Origin of the sequence: Pseudomonas sp. 43A, assembly GCF_013363935.1 — a bacterium.
GTDB classification, from domain to species: Bacteria; Pseudomonadota; Gammaproteobacteria; order Pseudomonadales; family Pseudomonadaceae; genus Aquipseudomonas; species Aquipseudomonas crudilactis.
The window spans coordinates 82,403-97,901 of sequence record NZ_CP054880.1 but is presented as its reverse complement, the minus strand read 5'-3'; the positions used below and the strand labels follow the sequence as shown (position 1 = coordinate 97,901).

14 protein-coding genes are annotated in these 15,499 nt (G+C 56.5%); 4 read left to right on the top strand and 10 right to left on the bottom strand.

Translation table 11 applies throughout. From position 1 onward, the window contains the following. Positions 1-56: 56 nt before the first annotated feature. The 10 genes from HUW52_RS00455 to HUW52_RS00410 form a co-directional block, all read right to left on the bottom strand. Positions 57-1,001 (bottom strand): phosphatidate cytidylyltransferase, encoded by a 945-nt coding sequence (locus HUW52_RS00455; RefSeq protein WP_175552700.1) that lies wholly within the window; start codon positions 999-1,001, stop codon positions 57-59. Next, positions 998-1,597: a 1-acyl-sn-glycerol-3-phosphate acyltransferase gene (locus HUW52_RS00450; RefSeq protein ID WP_175552699.1), complete on the bottom strand. Its 600-nt coding sequence runs from the start codon at positions 1,595-1,597 to the stop codon at positions 998-1,000. Before HUW52_RS00450 ends, HUW52_RS00455 begins: the two co-directional genes overlap by 4 nt. After that, positions 1,584-2,216, bottom strand: coding sequence for a CDP-alcohol phosphatidyltransferase family protein (locus HUW52_RS00445; protein WP_175552698.1), 633 nt, complete (start codon positions 2,214-2,216; stop codon positions 1,584-1,586). Before HUW52_RS00445 ends, HUW52_RS00450 begins: the two co-directional genes overlap by 14 nt. A 234-nt stretch (positions 2,217-2,450) precedes the next feature. Beyond that, positions 2,451-3,071 (bottom strand): hypothetical protein, encoded by a 621-nt coding sequence (locus tag HUW52_RS00440; RefSeq protein WP_150707781.1) that lies wholly within the window; start codon positions 3,069-3,071, stop codon positions 2,451-2,453. Between the two features lie 27 nt (positions 3,072-3,098). Next, entirely contained in the window at positions 3,099-5,435 is a 2,337-nt protein-coding gene (locus tag HUW52_RS00435; protein ID WP_175552697.1) for a lipase family protein, read from the bottom strand. Next, positions 5,432-6,274, bottom strand: a complete 843-nt coding sequence (locus tag HUW52_RS00430) for a hypothetical protein (RefSeq protein ID WP_175552696.1) — start codon at positions 6,272-6,274, stop codon at positions 5,432-5,434. The genes HUW52_RS00435 and HUW52_RS00430 overlap by 4 nt, the downstream gene beginning before the upstream one ends. Then, a complete protein-coding gene (locus tag HUW52_RS00425; protein ID WP_175552695.1) occupies positions 6,271-7,113 on the bottom strand; it encodes a hypothetical protein in 843 nt (280 codons plus the stop codon). The genes HUW52_RS00430 and HUW52_RS00425 overlap by 4 nt, the downstream gene beginning before the upstream one ends. Next, entirely contained in the window at positions 7,110-7,901 is a 792-nt protein-coding gene (locus HUW52_RS00420; protein WP_175552694.1) for a hypothetical protein, read from the bottom strand. The genes HUW52_RS00425 and HUW52_RS00420 overlap by 4 nt, the downstream gene beginning before the upstream one ends. After that, positions 7,898-8,746, bottom strand: coding sequence for a DUF4123 domain-containing protein (locus tag HUW52_RS00415; protein WP_175552693.1), 849 nt, complete (start codon positions 8,744-8,746; stop codon positions 7,898-7,900). The genes HUW52_RS00420 and HUW52_RS00415 overlap by 4 nt, the downstream gene beginning before the upstream one ends. Further along, a complete protein-coding gene (locus HUW52_RS00410; protein WP_175552692.1) occupies positions 8,743-10,767 on the bottom strand; it encodes a type VI secretion system tip protein VgrG in 2,025 nt (674 codons plus the stop codon). Before HUW52_RS00410 ends, HUW52_RS00415 begins: the two co-directional genes overlap by 4 nt. Before the next feature lie 714 nt (positions 10,768-11,481). On the opposite strand from HUW52_RS00410, the gene tssA reads away from it, so the two are divergent. Genes tssA through tssE form a run of 4 tightly spaced genes read left to right on the top strand, consistent with a single transcriptional unit; the run spans position 11,482 to position 15,498 of the window. Next, complete coding sequence (gene tssA, locus HUW52_RS00405) at positions 11,482-13,044, top strand: type VI secretion system protein TssA (protein WP_007920270.1); 1,563 nt, start codon at positions 11,482-11,484, stop codon at positions 13,042-13,044. Positions 13,045-13,076: 32 nt separating this feature from the next. Further along, on the top strand, positions 13,077-13,580 hold the full coding sequence (gene tssB, locus HUW52_RS00400; protein WP_003229587.1) for a type VI secretion system contractile sheath small subunit: 504 nt from the start codon (positions 13,077-13,079) through the stop codon (positions 13,578-13,580). Positions 13,581-13,605: 25 nt separating this feature from the next. Further along, positions 13,606-15,081, top strand: coding sequence for a type VI secretion system contractile sheath large subunit (tssC, locus tag HUW52_RS00395; protein WP_007920272.1), 1,476 nt, complete (start codon positions 13,606-13,608; stop codon positions 15,079-15,081). Between the two features lie 9 nt (positions 15,082-15,090). Continuing rightward, on the top strand, positions 15,091-15,498 hold the full coding sequence (gene tssE, locus HUW52_RS00390) for a type VI secretion system baseplate subunit TssE (RefSeq protein ID WP_007920274.1): 408 nt from the start codon (positions 15,091-15,093) through the stop codon (positions 15,496-15,498). Position 15,499: the final 1 nt, after the last annotated feature.

Genomic DNA, 15,499 nt, shown 5'->3' with positions numbered 1-15,499 from the left:
AATGGGTACACCGATTGCGGTCGGGTGCCCATTTTTTGTGGCTGGTGAATTCCGGCTCAGGCCGAGAAGAAATACCGCGTCAGGTGAAAGAAGATCGGTGCGGCGAAGCAGATCGAATCCATGCGGTCGAGCATGCCACCGTGGCCCTTGATCATCGTGCCCCAGTCTTTGGCGCTCAGGCTGCGTTTGATCGCCGACATGACCAGCCCACCGAGAAAGCCCATCACTACAATCACCAGTGACATCAGCAACGATTGCCAAAAACTGAACGGTGTCATCCAGAACATGCAGCCACCGATCAGCGTGGCCGACAGTCCGCCACCAATCAGCCCCTCAACGGTCTTCGACGGGCTCACCAGCGGCGCGACCTTGTGTTTGCCGAAGAGCTTGCCGAACACGTACTGCAGCACGTCGCTCATCTGCACCACGAACACCAGATAAAACAGCAGCAGGGCGTTCTGACCACTGAATCCCTGAAGATCGAGCAACAACAGGGCTGGTGCATGACTGATGCAGTAGATGCAGATCATCACGCCCCACTGGATTTTTGCCGTGCGCTCCAGAAAACCCTCGGTGTCCTGGCTCAACACGGCAATGGCCGGCAGCAAGAGGAAGGCATACACCGGCACCAGCAGTGTGAACATCGAATACCAATGGGTGCCGATCAGCAGGTATTGCAGCGGGATCAGTATGAAAAACGCCGAGAACAACGCGTTGTGGTCACCGCGCGCGGTGGGCGTCAGGGTGATGAACTCGCGCAGCGCAAATAACGAGATGAAGCCGAACAGCACCACCGTCGCATTCGGGCCGAGCAGCCAGGACACGAAGAAGATAATGACCATCCCCCACCACGCGTTGACACGCTGATTGAGGTTTTCGATAGTCGAGATCGAGCTTTCGCTCTTGGCCCGTTTGGCCAGTACTCGGCCAATAAGCGAAGCCACCGCCAGCAGTGCGGCGATGGCCGCAAAGAACCAGAGGAATTTGGTTTCCAGACTCATTTCGACAACCTCACGATGGCTTCACGCGCCCGTTCCAGAAAAACCTGCTTCTCTTCGCCGGCAATCCTTTGCAGTGGGTCGCCGATCCGGATCGTACAAATGATCGGCAGCGGCACATGCTTGCCTTTGGGCATCGAGCGATGCAGGTTTTCCAGGTAGATCGGTACCAGGTCGACATCGGGAAAGGTTTCGGCCAAGCGAAAAATCCCGGATTTGAACTCCCCCGGCAGCGCCTGAGTGGAGCGCGTACCCTCGGGGAAAATGATGATCGAGTGACCGGCGCGCACCACATCGAAGATCGGCTCCAGCACGTTGGTGCCAGGCGTCGGATTACGCTCGATCAATACCGCATTCAGGCCCTTCTGCGAGATGTAAGAGAGAAAGCGGTTCTTGCCCCAGTAATCGGCAGCGGCGACCGGTTTGACGTTCCGGCGAGCTTCCGGCGGCAACGCGGCGATGATCGCCAGCGTGTCCATGTGGCTAGTGTGGTTGGCGTAGTAGATACGCTGGCGCGTGAGGTCTGGCGGGCTTTCCCAGCGAGCGGTCACACCGATCAAGAAGCGCAGTACCGAAATCAGCGCATTACTGATCCACATGAGCGTTCCCCTTCAATTGTCTGGCAATGGCGAGTGTTCGCGTACCGCAGGTAACAACCGAGCCAATGGCAATAATCACCAGACCGATCAGCAAAGCGTAGTGGGTTGCGTAATAGCTGGCTTCTAACGCGTTCAACACCAGCGCGACCGTCATCACTGCCATCCGGTGCTGCTTGGCCATCGGCCCCATGAAGCTCTGCGTCAGACCGAGAGAGCCGCCGAATACCCGGACATACGCCGTCAGCGCGGCGGCCAGTGCAGCAAACCAGCCAAGATCGGATTGCCCAATGGCGTAACCCAGCCCAACGATCAGCAGACTGTCCGCAACACGATCGGGAAACTCGTTGTACAGGCTACCGATGGCGGATTGCTTACCGCCTTCGATGGCCACCATGCCGTCGAACAGGTTGCACAACAGGCGCAATTGAATGCCGATGATGCAGCAGATCGAACCCGCCACGCCGTTGTCGATGTTCAGGGTTATCGCGCCAAACAGCGCGAAGAGCATGCTGACGACAGAGATTTGATTAGGGGAAATATCGCGTTTGACCAACACATCCGTAATGCGCCTTGCCCAACCCGCCGAACGCGTCTTGATGGGCCTTCTGTTTTCTTCCATGTGCCAATGTCCGTATCAGTGCTGAATAGCGTTGTTTGTATTGTGACCGTCGACGGGGTTTAGCGCCTGACTATCTTTTGTTTGCCCACGGTTTTCAGATGATGCTCTGGCCTTGGGCAGGCGCAGCCCCAGGAAATAAGGCATGACAACGGAGGTCTGAGGCCTTTGACTGGTGAATTAGCAGTTGTCCAGCGTGCGGCAGTCATTGCTGCCGAAGTGCTGGGCAGACGTCGACTATTCGGTCATGCGAACTCTTAAACGCAACGTCTTATCCATGAGTTGTTCGAGTCCTAGCGTGCCCAAAACTTCGTCGTTTGTAGCCAGACCTTTGCATTCAAGTTCCTGTTTAAAGACTTTGCTTAATCGAGAGTCTGCGTACTTACAGTCGACTGACAGCAAGCTTTCGTCTGCTCCAACCTTTTCCATTTCTTCATCGGCCAAGTCATCAAGGTGTATCCATACTGAGCTCAGGCCAAGCTTTTCTGGATCCTCGGTCATATCCATGATCCAGAACTTAATTCCGCTCAGCAGCGAGAGACAGCCTCCAATGCTTGGGAGTAGTTTCACGTCGAATTTGGAGACCTGTGCAGTGGACTGTGAGGATTGGCTAAATTTCTTGACTCCAAGGTTGGGGTAGCGTGTGTAGTAGTCGGGTGCATAACAGTAATGCGGGGAAATTGGTTGGTAGTACGCCTCGGCGTTAACGCTAAAATTTGCAGGGACATCAATTTTCAGTACTGCAGATTTGGAAAACGAACTGCATGCAGTTGTTAATATTATGAAGCTGGTGAGTAACAAGGCACGAACCAGATGAGATGCAGTGGCGAAGTGCAGATTAGAAGTTAGCGAGAGCATCAGTGCTTCCTTGTTGACTAAACTGAGTCATACGAACGAATCAATATCCAGCTGAAACGGCGCGCCAACGGCATGCCCACCGGTCATTGCGGCGATAGTGGCATCGTGGTCCTCGGCGGCTGGCGGAATCACTGCCAGTTGTTCCTGAACGAGGTTTTCCGGGTGAGCGTTCCAGCGCAGCAGGTTTTCCTGCACCCACTCGGGCTGGTCGGCGTAGCTGCCGTAAACGTCGGCTTCGGTGACTCGCTGGCTGCGCAGGGCGACCAGGCGGTCATGGGTCATTTTGATTTTGTCTATTTCATTGTTGAGAACCGTGACCTTGTGGTTTCTTTCCTCGTGGCGGACATAGGCGCTGGGGTGAGCCTGGATCTCGCGCTCAACGGCACGCAGTTGCTTTCTGATATTTTCCAATGCGCCGCTGACCCATTCGAACTCCCGTGGCGTGACCAACGAGCGTTTGAGCTGCTGCGCCTCTTGCCAGCGGCGCAGGCTTGCCCAGCAGCCGGGGATGTAGCTGCCGACCATCGAGTGATCGCCTGCCGCGAAGAGCTGCTTTAGAAAAGAGCCGCGCTTGGGCAGGCCATTGATATTTCGCAAGGCTTCGGCACAGCCGTGATCGTTGATGATGCTGCAGCCCGGCTGCCAGAGAATGGATGACTGGTGTTCCTTGCCAAACACCACTGGCATGAAATGGCGCAGCGCGCCGTGATGGCCATAATCGTCACCGAAGAAGTTGGTCATTCCCCAGACAAGCAAGGCAAAACCGGCGGCCGGAGTAATAACCAGCACTGCGCCGTTGGCGATATACATTGGCTTTGGATTGGCGAAAGTGTTCATCCATGTGGCGGGTACGCTCGGAACCGGGTCGTTCTGATTGACGATGCGGTGGTGGATCAGCGGTTGGGCGCTATCGATGAAAGCGGTGTCGCCGGCGCGAGGGGCGCCGTAGGTGTAGAGCACGATGTCGGGGTCGAAACGCTTATCACGGCGCAGCATTTCGGACAGTATCAAAGCCACTGCACCGCCCAGGCTATGCCCGGTGATCAGCAGCTTTTGCCCGCTGTAGAACTTATCCAGATAGGTCACGATAAAGGGGTATGCCGCCAGAGCCCCACCGTAGAAACCTCGGTGTACTTTGCCTTCACCCTCTTCAAACGGAACCTGATAGGCATCGCCATCACGCAGGCCGTCGGGCCACATTTCACTGGTGCCGCGCACGCTGATGAGGATCAGCTCGTCGTGGTGGCAGATGAAGGCTTGGGTGTCGGTACTGTTGTCTTTGTTGCGGTCATCAAGAAAGTGCAGTTTGGCCGGATTTTCTTGCTCATCACCCAACGCCGGGTCATTCACTTCGGGGTAGAGTTGCGGGTCGAACGGAACCAGTTCCAGGCGTTTCGAATAAGGCACTTCTTCGTACAGCGGGTAGTACTTTTGCGTTTGCGCAGCATCGACTTGCCATAACTCATCAAACTGCGGCAGGGCATGGCCAAACCAGTTGCCGCTGCTGGGCTGCAAGGGGAAGCTCACACTGTCGGTCTTGACCGGTTGTGTGTTGGGCTCCTGTCCGAAGTCGGTGTAACTCAGGGTCGCCATCAGCGACAGTTGATAGAGGTTGAGTGCGCAGAACTCATTGCTCGTCGACAACATCGGGCGCAACGCCCTCATGGGGCGCACCTCGAGCACATGATGTTTGTTAGGCAGCAAGGCAATGCCTTTAAGTTTGGGTGGGGGCGGGGAAAAACCCAACTCCACCATACCCCGGTCTTCCTGACTGAAGATCGCGCTTGCCCCTTTATCCGGGACACTTGCATCAACCTGCGCAAAGGATCTGGTTTTGTGTGCGGATCGCATGAGTTTGTGAACCACCATATTTGGCGGATCACTTCGCTTTGCCATGGGCGGCAAGTGCGCTACATGCTTGACCAGTTCGCTCACTTCAACCTGGTAATAGGCAGCGTTTGCGGCAAGGTCTTTTGCAGGATTGGCTTGGGTGCGTACACCTGATTTGTTGAAGAAACGGGTTTTTTCGGCGCGCACCTGGAGTTCGGTGATGGGGAGGGGGTAGTGTTTCCTGCGAATCAACTCGCTGTAATCATCGTCTCTTCCTTGATATGAATGAGTGAGCTTAAGTAACACCGGCCCACAAAAATGGTTTTTCACATCTCCGGATCCCTTAGCGTCCAGTTTGCCCGTGTAAACGGTGTCCTCGTGATCAATGATTTCGTAGGTCAACCCGGCGTAGGGTTTGCCATCACCAAATTCGTCCACTAATTGAAAACTCGTCGAATGCCCGCGCCTTGGGCAGGCGTGGATGCTGCCTTGCATAAACTCTGCGACGTTCGGATCTAACGGTTCAATGCTCATGGGGTCTCATCCTTGTTTTCCGTGCAGCCGGGGTAAATGGTGCAGACGCGCTCGTCCACCATCCTGAAGGTGCTGAAGTCCTTGTGATTGCCATAACAAAAAGCATGTTGATCTTCGAAGCCTTTCCCCATGCAACGCTTCCATCCATTTGGCTGCTTTACCCATGTATCACCCATGTAGGGCTCTTCCTCGTCGGACAACTTGATCTTCAGCCTTACCGTTTTGCCCGATAGCTGAGTCAGCGTGTACGCCGTGGAAGGCCGACCTCTACCGACTTTGCCTTGTGCGTCCATTTTTTTGCAGGTGAGTATTTTTGTGATGTAGCGCTTTGGGCCAACCGTGCGGAACAGCCACTGGCACTCACCGAAAAACTCTCCGGTGTTGTCGTTCCCGAATGTACCCATCTGGCGCTCCAACAGCTCGGGGCGCACGGCAAACGAGGCGTAGTCATAGCCCAAATAGTCGCGCTTTTTATCTCTGCCAATGACGCCAATGATCTTGATCTCCACTTGATTCAGCACCAGCGGGCAGTTGCTCGCTGTTTTGTACAGCTCAATTTCCGCAGTGCTGACGTATTCCATATCGGGTTTATTGAAGCTGACCCAGAAATCCGGCTTTCCCGCGACTCTGCACGTTTCTCCTTCGAGGGGCAGGTAGATGGCTTTCAGTTCGTATTTGAAGTCACGCGGAAAGTCAGGAACAAAGGTGAATGTGTTTGGCTTGCTGACAGCTGAACAACCCAAGGTCAAAACAAGGCAAGTGCTCAATGTCAGGCACTGAAAGACTCGTTTGAAGTGGGGGAAATACACCCGCGAATGCGGTGTTTTTTGATCCGTCATGGGGTTTCGTCCTTGTTTTCAGTGCAGCCCGGATAAATAGTGCAGATCCGCTCATCCACCATCCTGAAGGTGCTGAAGTCCTTGTGATTGCCGTAGCAAAACGCGTACTGGTCTTCAAAGTTGTCGCCCATGCAGCGCTTCCATCCACCGGGCACTTTGCTCCAGGTATCTTCAATGGCGGGTTTTTCCTGTTCGGACAACTTGATCTTCAGCCTTACCGTTTTGCCCGATAGCTGAGTCAGCGTGTACGCCGTGGAAGGCCGACCTCTACCGACTTTGCCTTGTGCATCCATTTTTTTGCAGGTGAGTATTTTTGTGATGTAGCGCTTTCGGCCAACCGTGCGGAACAGCCACTGGCACTCACCGAAAAACTCTCCGGTGTTGTCATCGCTGAAACTACCCATTTGTCGCTCCAACAGCTCGGGACGCACGGCAAACGAGGCGTAGTCATAGCCCAAATAGTCGCGTTTTTTGTCTCTGCCAATGACGCCAATGATCTTGATCTCCACATGGTTCAGCGCCAGCGGGCAGTCGCTTACGGTTCTGTAAAGGGGGACTACGGAGGTGCCTTCGTATTTCATGTTGGTTTTGTTGAACCCAAGTTGAGTGTCTCTTCCACCCGGTACGGAACACGTTTGTCCCTTCGCGGGAACATAGGTGGCAGTCAGTTCGTATTTGAAGTCACGCGGAAAGTCAGGAACAAAGGTGAATGTGTTTGGCTTGCTGACAGCTGAACAACCCAAGGTCAAAACAAGGCAAGTGCTCAATGTCAGGCACTGAAAGACTCGTTTGAAGTGGGGGAAATACACCTGCGAATGCGGTGTTTTTTGATCCGTCATGGGGTCTCATCCTTGTTTTCCGTGCAGCCGGGGTAAATGGTGCAGACGCGCTCGTCCACCATCCTGAAGGTGCTGAAGTCCTTGTGATTGCCATAACAAAAAGCATGTTGATCTTCGAAGCCTTTCCCCATGCAACGCTTCCATCCATTTGGCTGCTTTACCCATGTATCACCCATGTAGGGCTCTTCCTCGTCGGACAACTTGATCTTCAGCCTTACGGTTATTCCCGCTAGCTGAGTCAGCGTGTACGCCGTGGAAGGACGGCTTCGCCCGACATTGCCCTGCGCATCCATTTTTTTGCAGGTCAGCAGTTTGATCAGGTAACGCTTCGGGCCCACCGTGCGAAAAGACCACATGCACTCACCGAAGAACTCAGCTGTCTCGTCATCTCTGAAACTACCCATTTGTCGCTCCAGCAACTCTGGACGCACTGCAAATGAGGCGTAGTCATAGCTGCTGTTACTTCGTCCGGGGCCAAAAACACCGATGACCTTGATCTCCACATGGTTCAGCGCCAGCGGGCAGTCGCTTACGGTTCTGTAAAGCGGGACTACGGAGGTGCCTTCGTATTTCATGTTGGTTTTGTTGAACCCAAGTTGAGTGTCTCTTCCACCCGGTACGGAACACGTTTGTCCCTTCGCGGGAACATAGGTGGCCGTCAGGTCGTACTTGAAGTTGGGTGGAAAGTCGGGGACAAAGGTAAACGTGTTCGGCGTACCAACCGTAGAGCAACCCAGGGTCAATGCAGTGCAACTGCCAAGTGCCAGATATTGAAATGCACGTCTCATAGGGGGCCGCTCTCCTGCCAATACAGTACCTGCTGATACACCCGCTCAAAGTGCACCGCCGAGTCTTCTCCGGGTTTGGGCAACCATGACTTGGGCGGCACATACCCCGGTAGCTGAAGACTTTGGGTCAGCAAAAAGTGCACTTGCTCCGGTTGCTGCCAGCCCCACAGGTGCGTCAGCTGAATCTCTCCCCACAGCCAGTCATCGATGTCGAGTTGCTCCGCTAGCTGGGCCATCGCTTCAGTGTGCTCACCCACCAGATAGCGTCGGGCGTTGTCGAACAGCACGTTTGCGTAAATCAGCTCCGGTATGGGCGTCTGCAGCCATGGCGGGTCGATGGGCAGCGGGTGTTCGCCGGGGTCCGGGTTGTCGGCGACGTTCCATTGCCCGGCATGCCAGTAACAGATGCTGCTGACCGGCCCGAGCAACGCTGCGTATTGCTCGGGTTGCAGATGCGCCAGCGCGCGTCCGAGCACGCGGTTGTCATGCACGCGATACACCGCCAGGTTGGGGCGTTCACCGGTCACCACGCGCTCGCGCCAATGGCTTGCCAGATCATCCAGAGCGACATGCTCGGCGCTGGCCAGCCAACCCCAATGGCGATCGGGTGTGTCGAGCAATGACAGGATGACGGGGTGGCGCGCCGTGTCGATCTGCAAAAGCAGCGGGCCGGTTTGCGCCAATGACTCAGCCGCCGTGCCCGCGTACAAATGACGAAATCGCTCAGTGCCGAGGTCGGCGGCCAGCGCCGTGCGTGCTTCGCTCTGACCGTCGGAGTCGAGCATCAGAAACAGATCACGTCCGCTGCGGGACTGCTCGTGCAGCCATAGTTCGACCCGGTTCATGCGACTTCTCCCAGGCCGCACTGCCCAGCCGCACAGGCTTCGCACAGCGGGCAATAATCCGCCGCTTGCTGGCGAGCACTGTTGACGATCGACAGCGGTGTGGCACTGACAGGAGGGGCGATGCCGCCCACTGCCTGCAGCGGCTGGAGTGGCTCGATGCCCGCCAACGGCGCACCGCCCTCGACGATGGGCACGCTGCTGAAAATCCCGCCGGCGTTGATGACAATGTGGTGTCCGCCCGCCGACAGCGTCAGGCTCATGCCAGCGTCGATCACCACGTTGCTTGCGGTGACATGCGCCTGCTGGCCGGCCTGAATTACCAACGCTCCCACCGATTGACTGCTGATGCCGCTAACCGTGAGCAGGTCATCGGCGTTGACCTGCGTACTGCGCACACCTTGGTGGGTGCGCAACGTCTTGCCCTCGATCAGGCTGGTACTGTCATTGCCAATTTGCTCGAAGCGGTCGCGGGTAATCAGGCTGTAGCTGTCGTTAAGGATCAGTTGTTCCAGATCGCGCTGAGCCCGCAGGTAGATTTTTTCCTGGCCAGCACGGTCTTCGATCGACAACTCGTTGTAACCGCCATTGCGCGGTGAGCTTTGAGTGCGCAAGACCGTTCTGGTCTCGTTGGCTGGCAATGCATAGGCGGCGGATGTGACCTTGTTGGGCACGCACCCGGTGATCAGCGGTTGATCCGGGTCACCCTCCTGAAAGGTCACTACCACTTCCATGCCGATGCGCGGAATGGTCATCGCCCCGAAACCTTCCCCGGCCCAGCTGGAGGCAACGCGTATCCAGCAACTGCTTTTCTCGCTATTGAGTTCTGCCCGGTCCCATGGAAACTCGACGCGAACCCTGCCGTATTCGTCGCAGAACGTCTCTCTTCCGGGAGGCCCGGTGACTCGCGCGGTCTGGCAAACCAGCACAGGTCTTGGCGCTGGCAGTGGCGGGCGGTAAAGCACATCGGCCGGGATGGCCTTGAAGGTATTGCGATAACCTTGAGTGAAGCCATCAGCCGTTTTGTCATCGCTGCTGAAAGCCTCTTCCAGCACTTGGGGCTGCTTGCCTTCATGAGTGATGTTCAGCAGCAACCACATCTCGTTGCAGTCCGGTCGCGGATGTTCGGTCAGGTCGAAAAGGTGACCGCTGCGCAATATCGCTTGATTGCTCTTGCCCTCAATCCATTGATAGTCGCTGCGGTGCCGCTCCAGTGCTTGGCGCGCCTGCTGCTTGCCGTGTTTCTCGGACGTCATGAGCAGCGGATAACGATAGTCTTCAAGTTCGGGCGTGAATTCGGCGGTGAAGCGACTCTCCAGCAACAGGCTCGGGCGTTTCAGGTCATAGTCGCGGCGGGTGACCGTGCTGGTGCGAGTGTTGAAGCCCATGGTGAGGTGATTGACCACCGGATGTTCTGCAACCATGCCGCTGTCAGGCTGAAAAGCGGTCGCTCCCAATTTTGGGAAAAACACCTGACTGTCGCTGAACACCAGCAAATGCCTGTCGACCGAGTGCTGGTGATGCCACGCGATGCCGTCCTCGGCGCACAGGCGCTGGATAAAACGGAAGTCGTCCTCGCCGTATTGCGTACAGTACTCACGCACCGGACTGGTGGTGACATTGAAGGTGAAGTCATCGGGCTGAATGCCCTGCCGTTGCAGAACCTGCGCAACAATTTGTGGCACCGTCAGGTTCTGAAAAATCCGTTGGTCGCGACTGAATCGCAGATAGTGCAGCGCGGGCACCAGTGTGAGCTCATAGCGAGTCAGGCGTTTGCCGGACTCCGCCAGCATTACGTTTTCGATGCGCCCGTGAATGCCTTCCTGATTGGCGCCGAATTGCAGGAATGCAGGTCGGCTTAGCAACGCTTCGAGATCGACATCAGTCCGCTCGCTCACCAGTGCGACACGGATGGCATACAGCTGACTGATGGCTTCAGCGCCGTTAAACGAAAGCACCTTGAAGTCGTGACGAAAAGCAGGAATCTGCAGGGTAAAAGGCGCGCAACTGCCCGTGCTGAACATACGCTTGTCCTTAAGCAAAGTGAGTCGATGCGCGGTGTTCGATCGTCCCTGATCGCCACGCATAAAAAATTTGCCAAGGCACGCTAGCGGCGTGGGAAATGAATTGATGTAAGAAGTGTCTCTGTCATCTGTCGGAGACTTCTGGGTTGTAAAACGTTGTATGAATTGAAGGAAAGGGCTGTAGGAGACTACTTCGGTATTTATTGAGTTAGCACGAATGTGCAGTGTTTCGGGGCTGTGAAAGTTTCACAAAAATACTTTGCCATCAAATTGATGGCACTTTTTCTTTTCGTCATTGTCCGCGCTAAATTGTTCAAAGAGGCCGATACATTTTAGGAAGAGTCCTACTTCTATTTTTTTCAAGAGTTGTCATGCTTGCCGCCGTGTATTGGGACGGGCGCAAGGCAGGATGCCCACTCAGTGGGTCTGAGCGCTCTAGCTCAGGGTTTTGGCAGGAGGCAGGGAAATGTGGCGAATATAAATGACTATCAGGGATTCCCTTGCAACATATAGGGCGATCTCCTACAGGCCTCAATGAACACTTCGTCTTGTTGTTTAATCAGATGCTTGCTAGTGGCCATCATAGTGATTACGATGCGCCCACTTGAAAGAGCACATCTCAATTGGATGAGTCGCTTCACCGCTCTTCGATACTGTCCCGCGCCGCGGTAACTCCAACAGGCGCCTGACTGTAATCCTTAATAAAGGCCATGGATGTCCTACTCAAGCAAACTTTCCGCCCATTACCTCGAACTCGCTAAAGTCTCTGTTTCCAAAGAGAATTTCGCGGGCGAAGACGTTCGTTTTTCGAGCGAATTCGAGGCGCTGGAAAGTGAGCTGGCCAAAGCCTCGTCGATGCATGAAAGCGGGCAGATCGACTGGCTGAAAATTCGCGAAAACAGCGAAAATCTGCTGCGTACCCAATCCAAGGATCTGCGTGTCGGCGCTTGGCTGACCTGGTCGCTGTACCAGCGCGAATCCTTCCCCGGCCTGCTTGCCGGCCTCGGTCTGCTGCACCATCTGTCGGAAAACAACTGGGCCGACGTTCACCCGCTCAAACCCCGCACCCGTGCCGCCGCCATCGGCTGGCTGGTGCCGCGTCTCGAGCAGGTCATCACCGAAAACATTGCGATCAAAGAGCAGTTGCCGATGTTCCGGCAGCTCTCCGAGCACCTGTCCGGGCTCGAGGCGGCGTGTGCTGAGCATCTGGGCGATGATTCGCCGCTGTTGCTGCCGATCTCTCGTCGCCTGAAAACCATGATCCAGCGCGCGGCCGACAATCAGCCGGCCCCCGGTGTGGTCGGCGCGGCGGTGGCGCAGGTCAAGCAGGCGGCGAGCCAGTTGCTCACACCCGGCGCTCCGATCGATAACGAACGAGACGCGCACAAAGCTCTGCGCGCCCAGCAGGAAAGTGCCCGCCCGTTGTGCGCCTGGTGGCTCAAGCAGAAAGCCACCGACCTGCGTGCCCTGCGCCTGAACCGCACGTTGTTGTGGATGACCATCGACGCGGTGCCGGAGCGCAACGCCGAGCAGATCACCGTGCTGCGCGGTTTGCCGCTGGAAAAGCTCAAGCTCTATCAGGACCGTTTCGATCAGGGTAAATACGCTGACCTGCTGGTGGAGCTGGAGGCGAGCCTGGCGAAGGCGCCGTTCTGGTTCGATGGCCAGAGGATGGTCTGGGAGTGTCTCCAGAACCTCAACGCCGAGCTGGCAATGCGCGAAGTGGAAATCCACTTCGCGCTTTTGGTTCAACGGCTGCCCGGCATTGTCGAGTTGCGCTTCCATGACGGCGCGCCGTTTGCCGATCCGTCCACCCGGGCGTGGATCGCCGCCAACGTCATGCCGCACCTGCAAAGCGCCAGCGCGCCGCGCAAGGTCGAAAGCGAAAACGTCGAAACCCAGCCGGCCTGGGAAAAGGCCCTCGAAGAAGTCCTGCCGCTGCTGCGCAAGGAAGGCCTGAAGCCGGCCGTGCAGACGCTCAAGCAAGGTTTGCAGTCGGCCCACGGCGGACGCGAACGTTTCTTCTGGCAGTTCGCCCTCGCGCGCCTGTGCTTCATGGCCAAGAAATACGAACTGGCCAAGAACCAGCTGGAAACCCTCGATCAGACATTACAGGACTCAGGCCTGCACGCCTGGGAGCCCGATCTTGCATTGGAAGTGCTGCATTTACTGCATAGCTGCTGCGAGTTGTTGCCGCAGAACCATGCCGTACGTGAACGCAAGGAAGAGATTTATCGCAGGCTGTGCCACCTCGACCTCGAAGTGGTACTCGAATAGGCCCCAGGGCCACAACCGCAAGGAGAAAAGCCATGGCCAAAGAAGGCTCGGTAGCCCCCAAGGAACGCATCAACGTCACCTTCAAACCCGCCACCGGCGGTGCTCAGGAAGAGATTGAACTGCCGCTGAAGCTGCTGGCAATCGGTGACTACACCCACCGCAAGGACGATCGCAAAATCGAAGATCGCAAGCCGATCAGCATCGACAAGATGACCTTCGACGAAGTGTTGGCCAAGCAAGAACTGGGTCTGACGCTGAGCGTGCCGAACCGTCTGCAGGAAGATGGCGAGGCCGACGAGCTGGCTGTGCAACTGCGCGTCAATTCGATGAAGGACTTCAACCCGGCCAGCCTGGTCGAGCAAGTGCCTGAGCTGAAAAAACTGATGGAACTGCGCGATGCGCTGGTGGCCCTCAAAGGCCCGCTGGGTAACGCACCTGCGTTCCGTAAAGCGATCGAAGGCGTGCTCGCCGACGACGAATCCCGCGGTCGCGTACTCGGTGAGCTGGGCCTGAACGCCGCAGCCCCGGACGCCTGAGACTCCAGCCAAGGAAGCCAACACAATGAGCACTAGCGCAGCACAAGAGAAGAGCGCCGGCAACGGCGAGTACAGCATTCTCGACAGCATCATCGCCGAAACCCGTCTGACTCCGGACGACGAAGCCTACGACATCGCCAAGCGCGGTGTGTCGGCGTTCATCGAAGAACTGCTCAAGCCGCAGAACAACGGTGAGCCGGTCAAGAAGGCCATGGTTGATCGCATGATCGCCGAGATCGATGCCAAGCTCAGCCGTCAGATGGACGAAATCCTGCACCACCCGGACTTCCAGGCTCTGGAATCGTCGTGGCGTGGTCTGCAGTTGCTGGTCGACCGCACCAACTTCCGCGAAAACATCAAGATCGAAATCCTCAACGTCTCGAAAGAAGACCTGCTGGACGATTTCGAAGATTCGCCGGAAGTCATGCAGTCGGGCCTGTACAAGCACATCTACACCGCTGAATACGGCCAGTTCGGTGGTCAGCCTGTGGGCGCGATCATCGCTAACTACTACATGTCGCCAAGCTCGCCAGACGTGAAGCTGATGCAGTACGTGGCCAGCGTTTCGTGCATGTCGCACGCGCCGTTCATCGCTGCTGCCGGCCCGAAATTCTTCGGTCTGGAAAGCTTCACCGGCCTGCCGGATCTGAAAGATCTGAAAGACCACTTCGAAGGCCCGCAATTCGCCAAATGGCAGAGCTTCCGTACCTCGGAAGACTCCCGCTACGTTGGTCTGACCGTGCCGCGTTTCCTGCTGCGTAACCCGTACGATCCGGAAGAAAACCCGGTCAAATCGTTCGTGTACAAGGAAACCGTTGCCAACAGCCACGAGCACTACCTGTGGGGCAACACCGCTTACGCATTCGGCACCAAGCTGACCGACAGCTTCGCCAAATTCCGCTGGTGCCCGAACATCATCGGCCCGCAGAGCGGTGGCGCGGTTGAAGACCTGCCGTTGCACCACTTCGAAAGCATGGGCGAAATCGAAACCAAGATTCCTACTGAAGTTCTGGTTTCCGACCGTCGTGAATACGAACTGGCCGAGGAAGGCTTCATCTCCCTGACCATGCGTAAAGGCTCCGACAACGCGGCGTTCTTCTCCGCCAGCTCGGTGCAGAAGCCGAAGTTCTTCGGCATCAGCGCAGAAGGCAAGGCTGCAGAGCTGAACTACAAGCTCGGCACCCAACTGCCGTACATGATGATCGTCAATCGCCTGGCTCACTACTTGAAAGTGTTGCAGCGCGAGCAACTCGGTTCGTGGAAAGAGCGTACCGACCTCGAGCTGGAACTGAACAAGTGGATCCGTCAGTACGTTGCCGACCAGGAAAACCCGAGCGCCGAAGTGCGTGGCCGTCGTCCGCTGCGCGCTGCGCAAGTGATCGTCAGCGACGTTGAAGGCGAGCCGGGCTGGTACCGCGTGAGCTTGAACGTGCGTCCGCACTTCAAGTACATGGGTGCCGATTTCACCCTGTCGCTGGTTGGCAAGCTGGACAAAGAGTAAGAGCGACTCATGGACGGATACGGCAGCCTGTTCGAACGCCTCAACGGCGACGCGCAACTACGCAAGGGCAACAGCCTTGAGGCTTGTGCCATGGCGTCAGTGGCTGCCCATCTGGCCAAAATGCTCAGCACCCGGGCCGGCAGCGTGCAAACGCTGGCCGACTACGGGTTGCCCGATCTCAATGACATGCGTCTGAGCCTGCACGACTCCCTGAGTCAGGCCCGTCTGGCCATCGAAAACTTCATCGAAGCCTACGAGCCGCGCCTGAGCAATGTGCGTGTCATTTCCCTGCCGCGTGACCACGATCAGCTTCGCCTCGCCTTCAGCATCGAAGGCCTGCTGGAAGTTGAAGGGTTCAAGCGTCAGGTCAGTTTTTCCGCGCGCCTGGATGGCAGCGGACAAGTGAAGGTCACCTAAG

Coding starts and splice junctions, on each gene's coding strand:
- HUW52_RS00455 (WP_175552700.1), bottom strand. CDS start 1,001: ATGAGTCTGGAAACCAAATTCCTCTGGTTCTTTGCGGCCATCGCCGCA.
- HUW52_RS00450 (WP_175552699.1), bottom strand. CDS start 1,597: ATGTGGATCAGTAATGCGCTGATTTCGGTACTGCGCTTCTTGATCGGT.
- HUW52_RS00445 (WP_175552698.1), bottom strand. CDS start 2,216: ATGGAAGAAAACAGAAGGCCCATCAAGACGCGTTCGGCGGGTTGGGCA.
- HUW52_RS00440 (WP_150707781.1), bottom strand. CDS start 3,071: ATGCTCTCGCTAACTTCTAATCTGCACTTCGCCACTGCATCTCATCTG.
- HUW52_RS00435 (WP_175552697.1), bottom strand. CDS start 5,435: ATGAGCATTGAACCGTTAGATCCGAACGTCGCAGAGTTTATGCAAGGC.
- HUW52_RS00430 (WP_175552696.1), bottom strand. CDS start 6,274: ATGACGGATCAAAAAACACCGCATTCGCGGGTGTATTTCCCCCACTTC.
- HUW52_RS00425 (WP_175552695.1), bottom strand. CDS start 7,113: ATGACGGATCAAAAAACACCGCATTCGCAGGTGTATTTCCCCCACTTC.
- HUW52_RS00420 (WP_175552694.1), bottom strand. CDS start 7,901: ATGAGACGTGCATTTCAATATCTGGCACTTGGCAGTTGCACTGCATTG.
- HUW52_RS00415 (WP_175552693.1), bottom strand. CDS start 8,746: ATGAACCGGGTCGAACTATGGCTGCACGAGCAGTCCCGCAGCGGACGT.
- HUW52_RS00410 (WP_175552692.1), bottom strand. CDS start 10,767: ATGTTCAGCACGGGCAGTTGCGCGCCTTTTACCCTGCAGATTCCTGCT.
- tssA (WP_007920270.1), top strand. CDS start 11,482: ATGTCCTACTCAAGCAAACTTTCCGCCCATTACCTCGAACTCGCTAAA.
- tssB (WP_003229587.1), top strand. CDS start 13,077: ATGGCCAAAGAAGGCTCGGTAGCCCCCAAGGAACGCATCAACGTCACC.
- tssC (WP_007920272.1), top strand. CDS start 13,606: ATGAGCACTAGCGCAGCACAAGAGAAGAGCGCCGGCAACGGCGAGTAC.
- tssE (WP_007920274.1), top strand. CDS start 15,091: ATGGACGGATACGGCAGCCTGTTCGAACGCCTCAACGGCGACGCGCAA.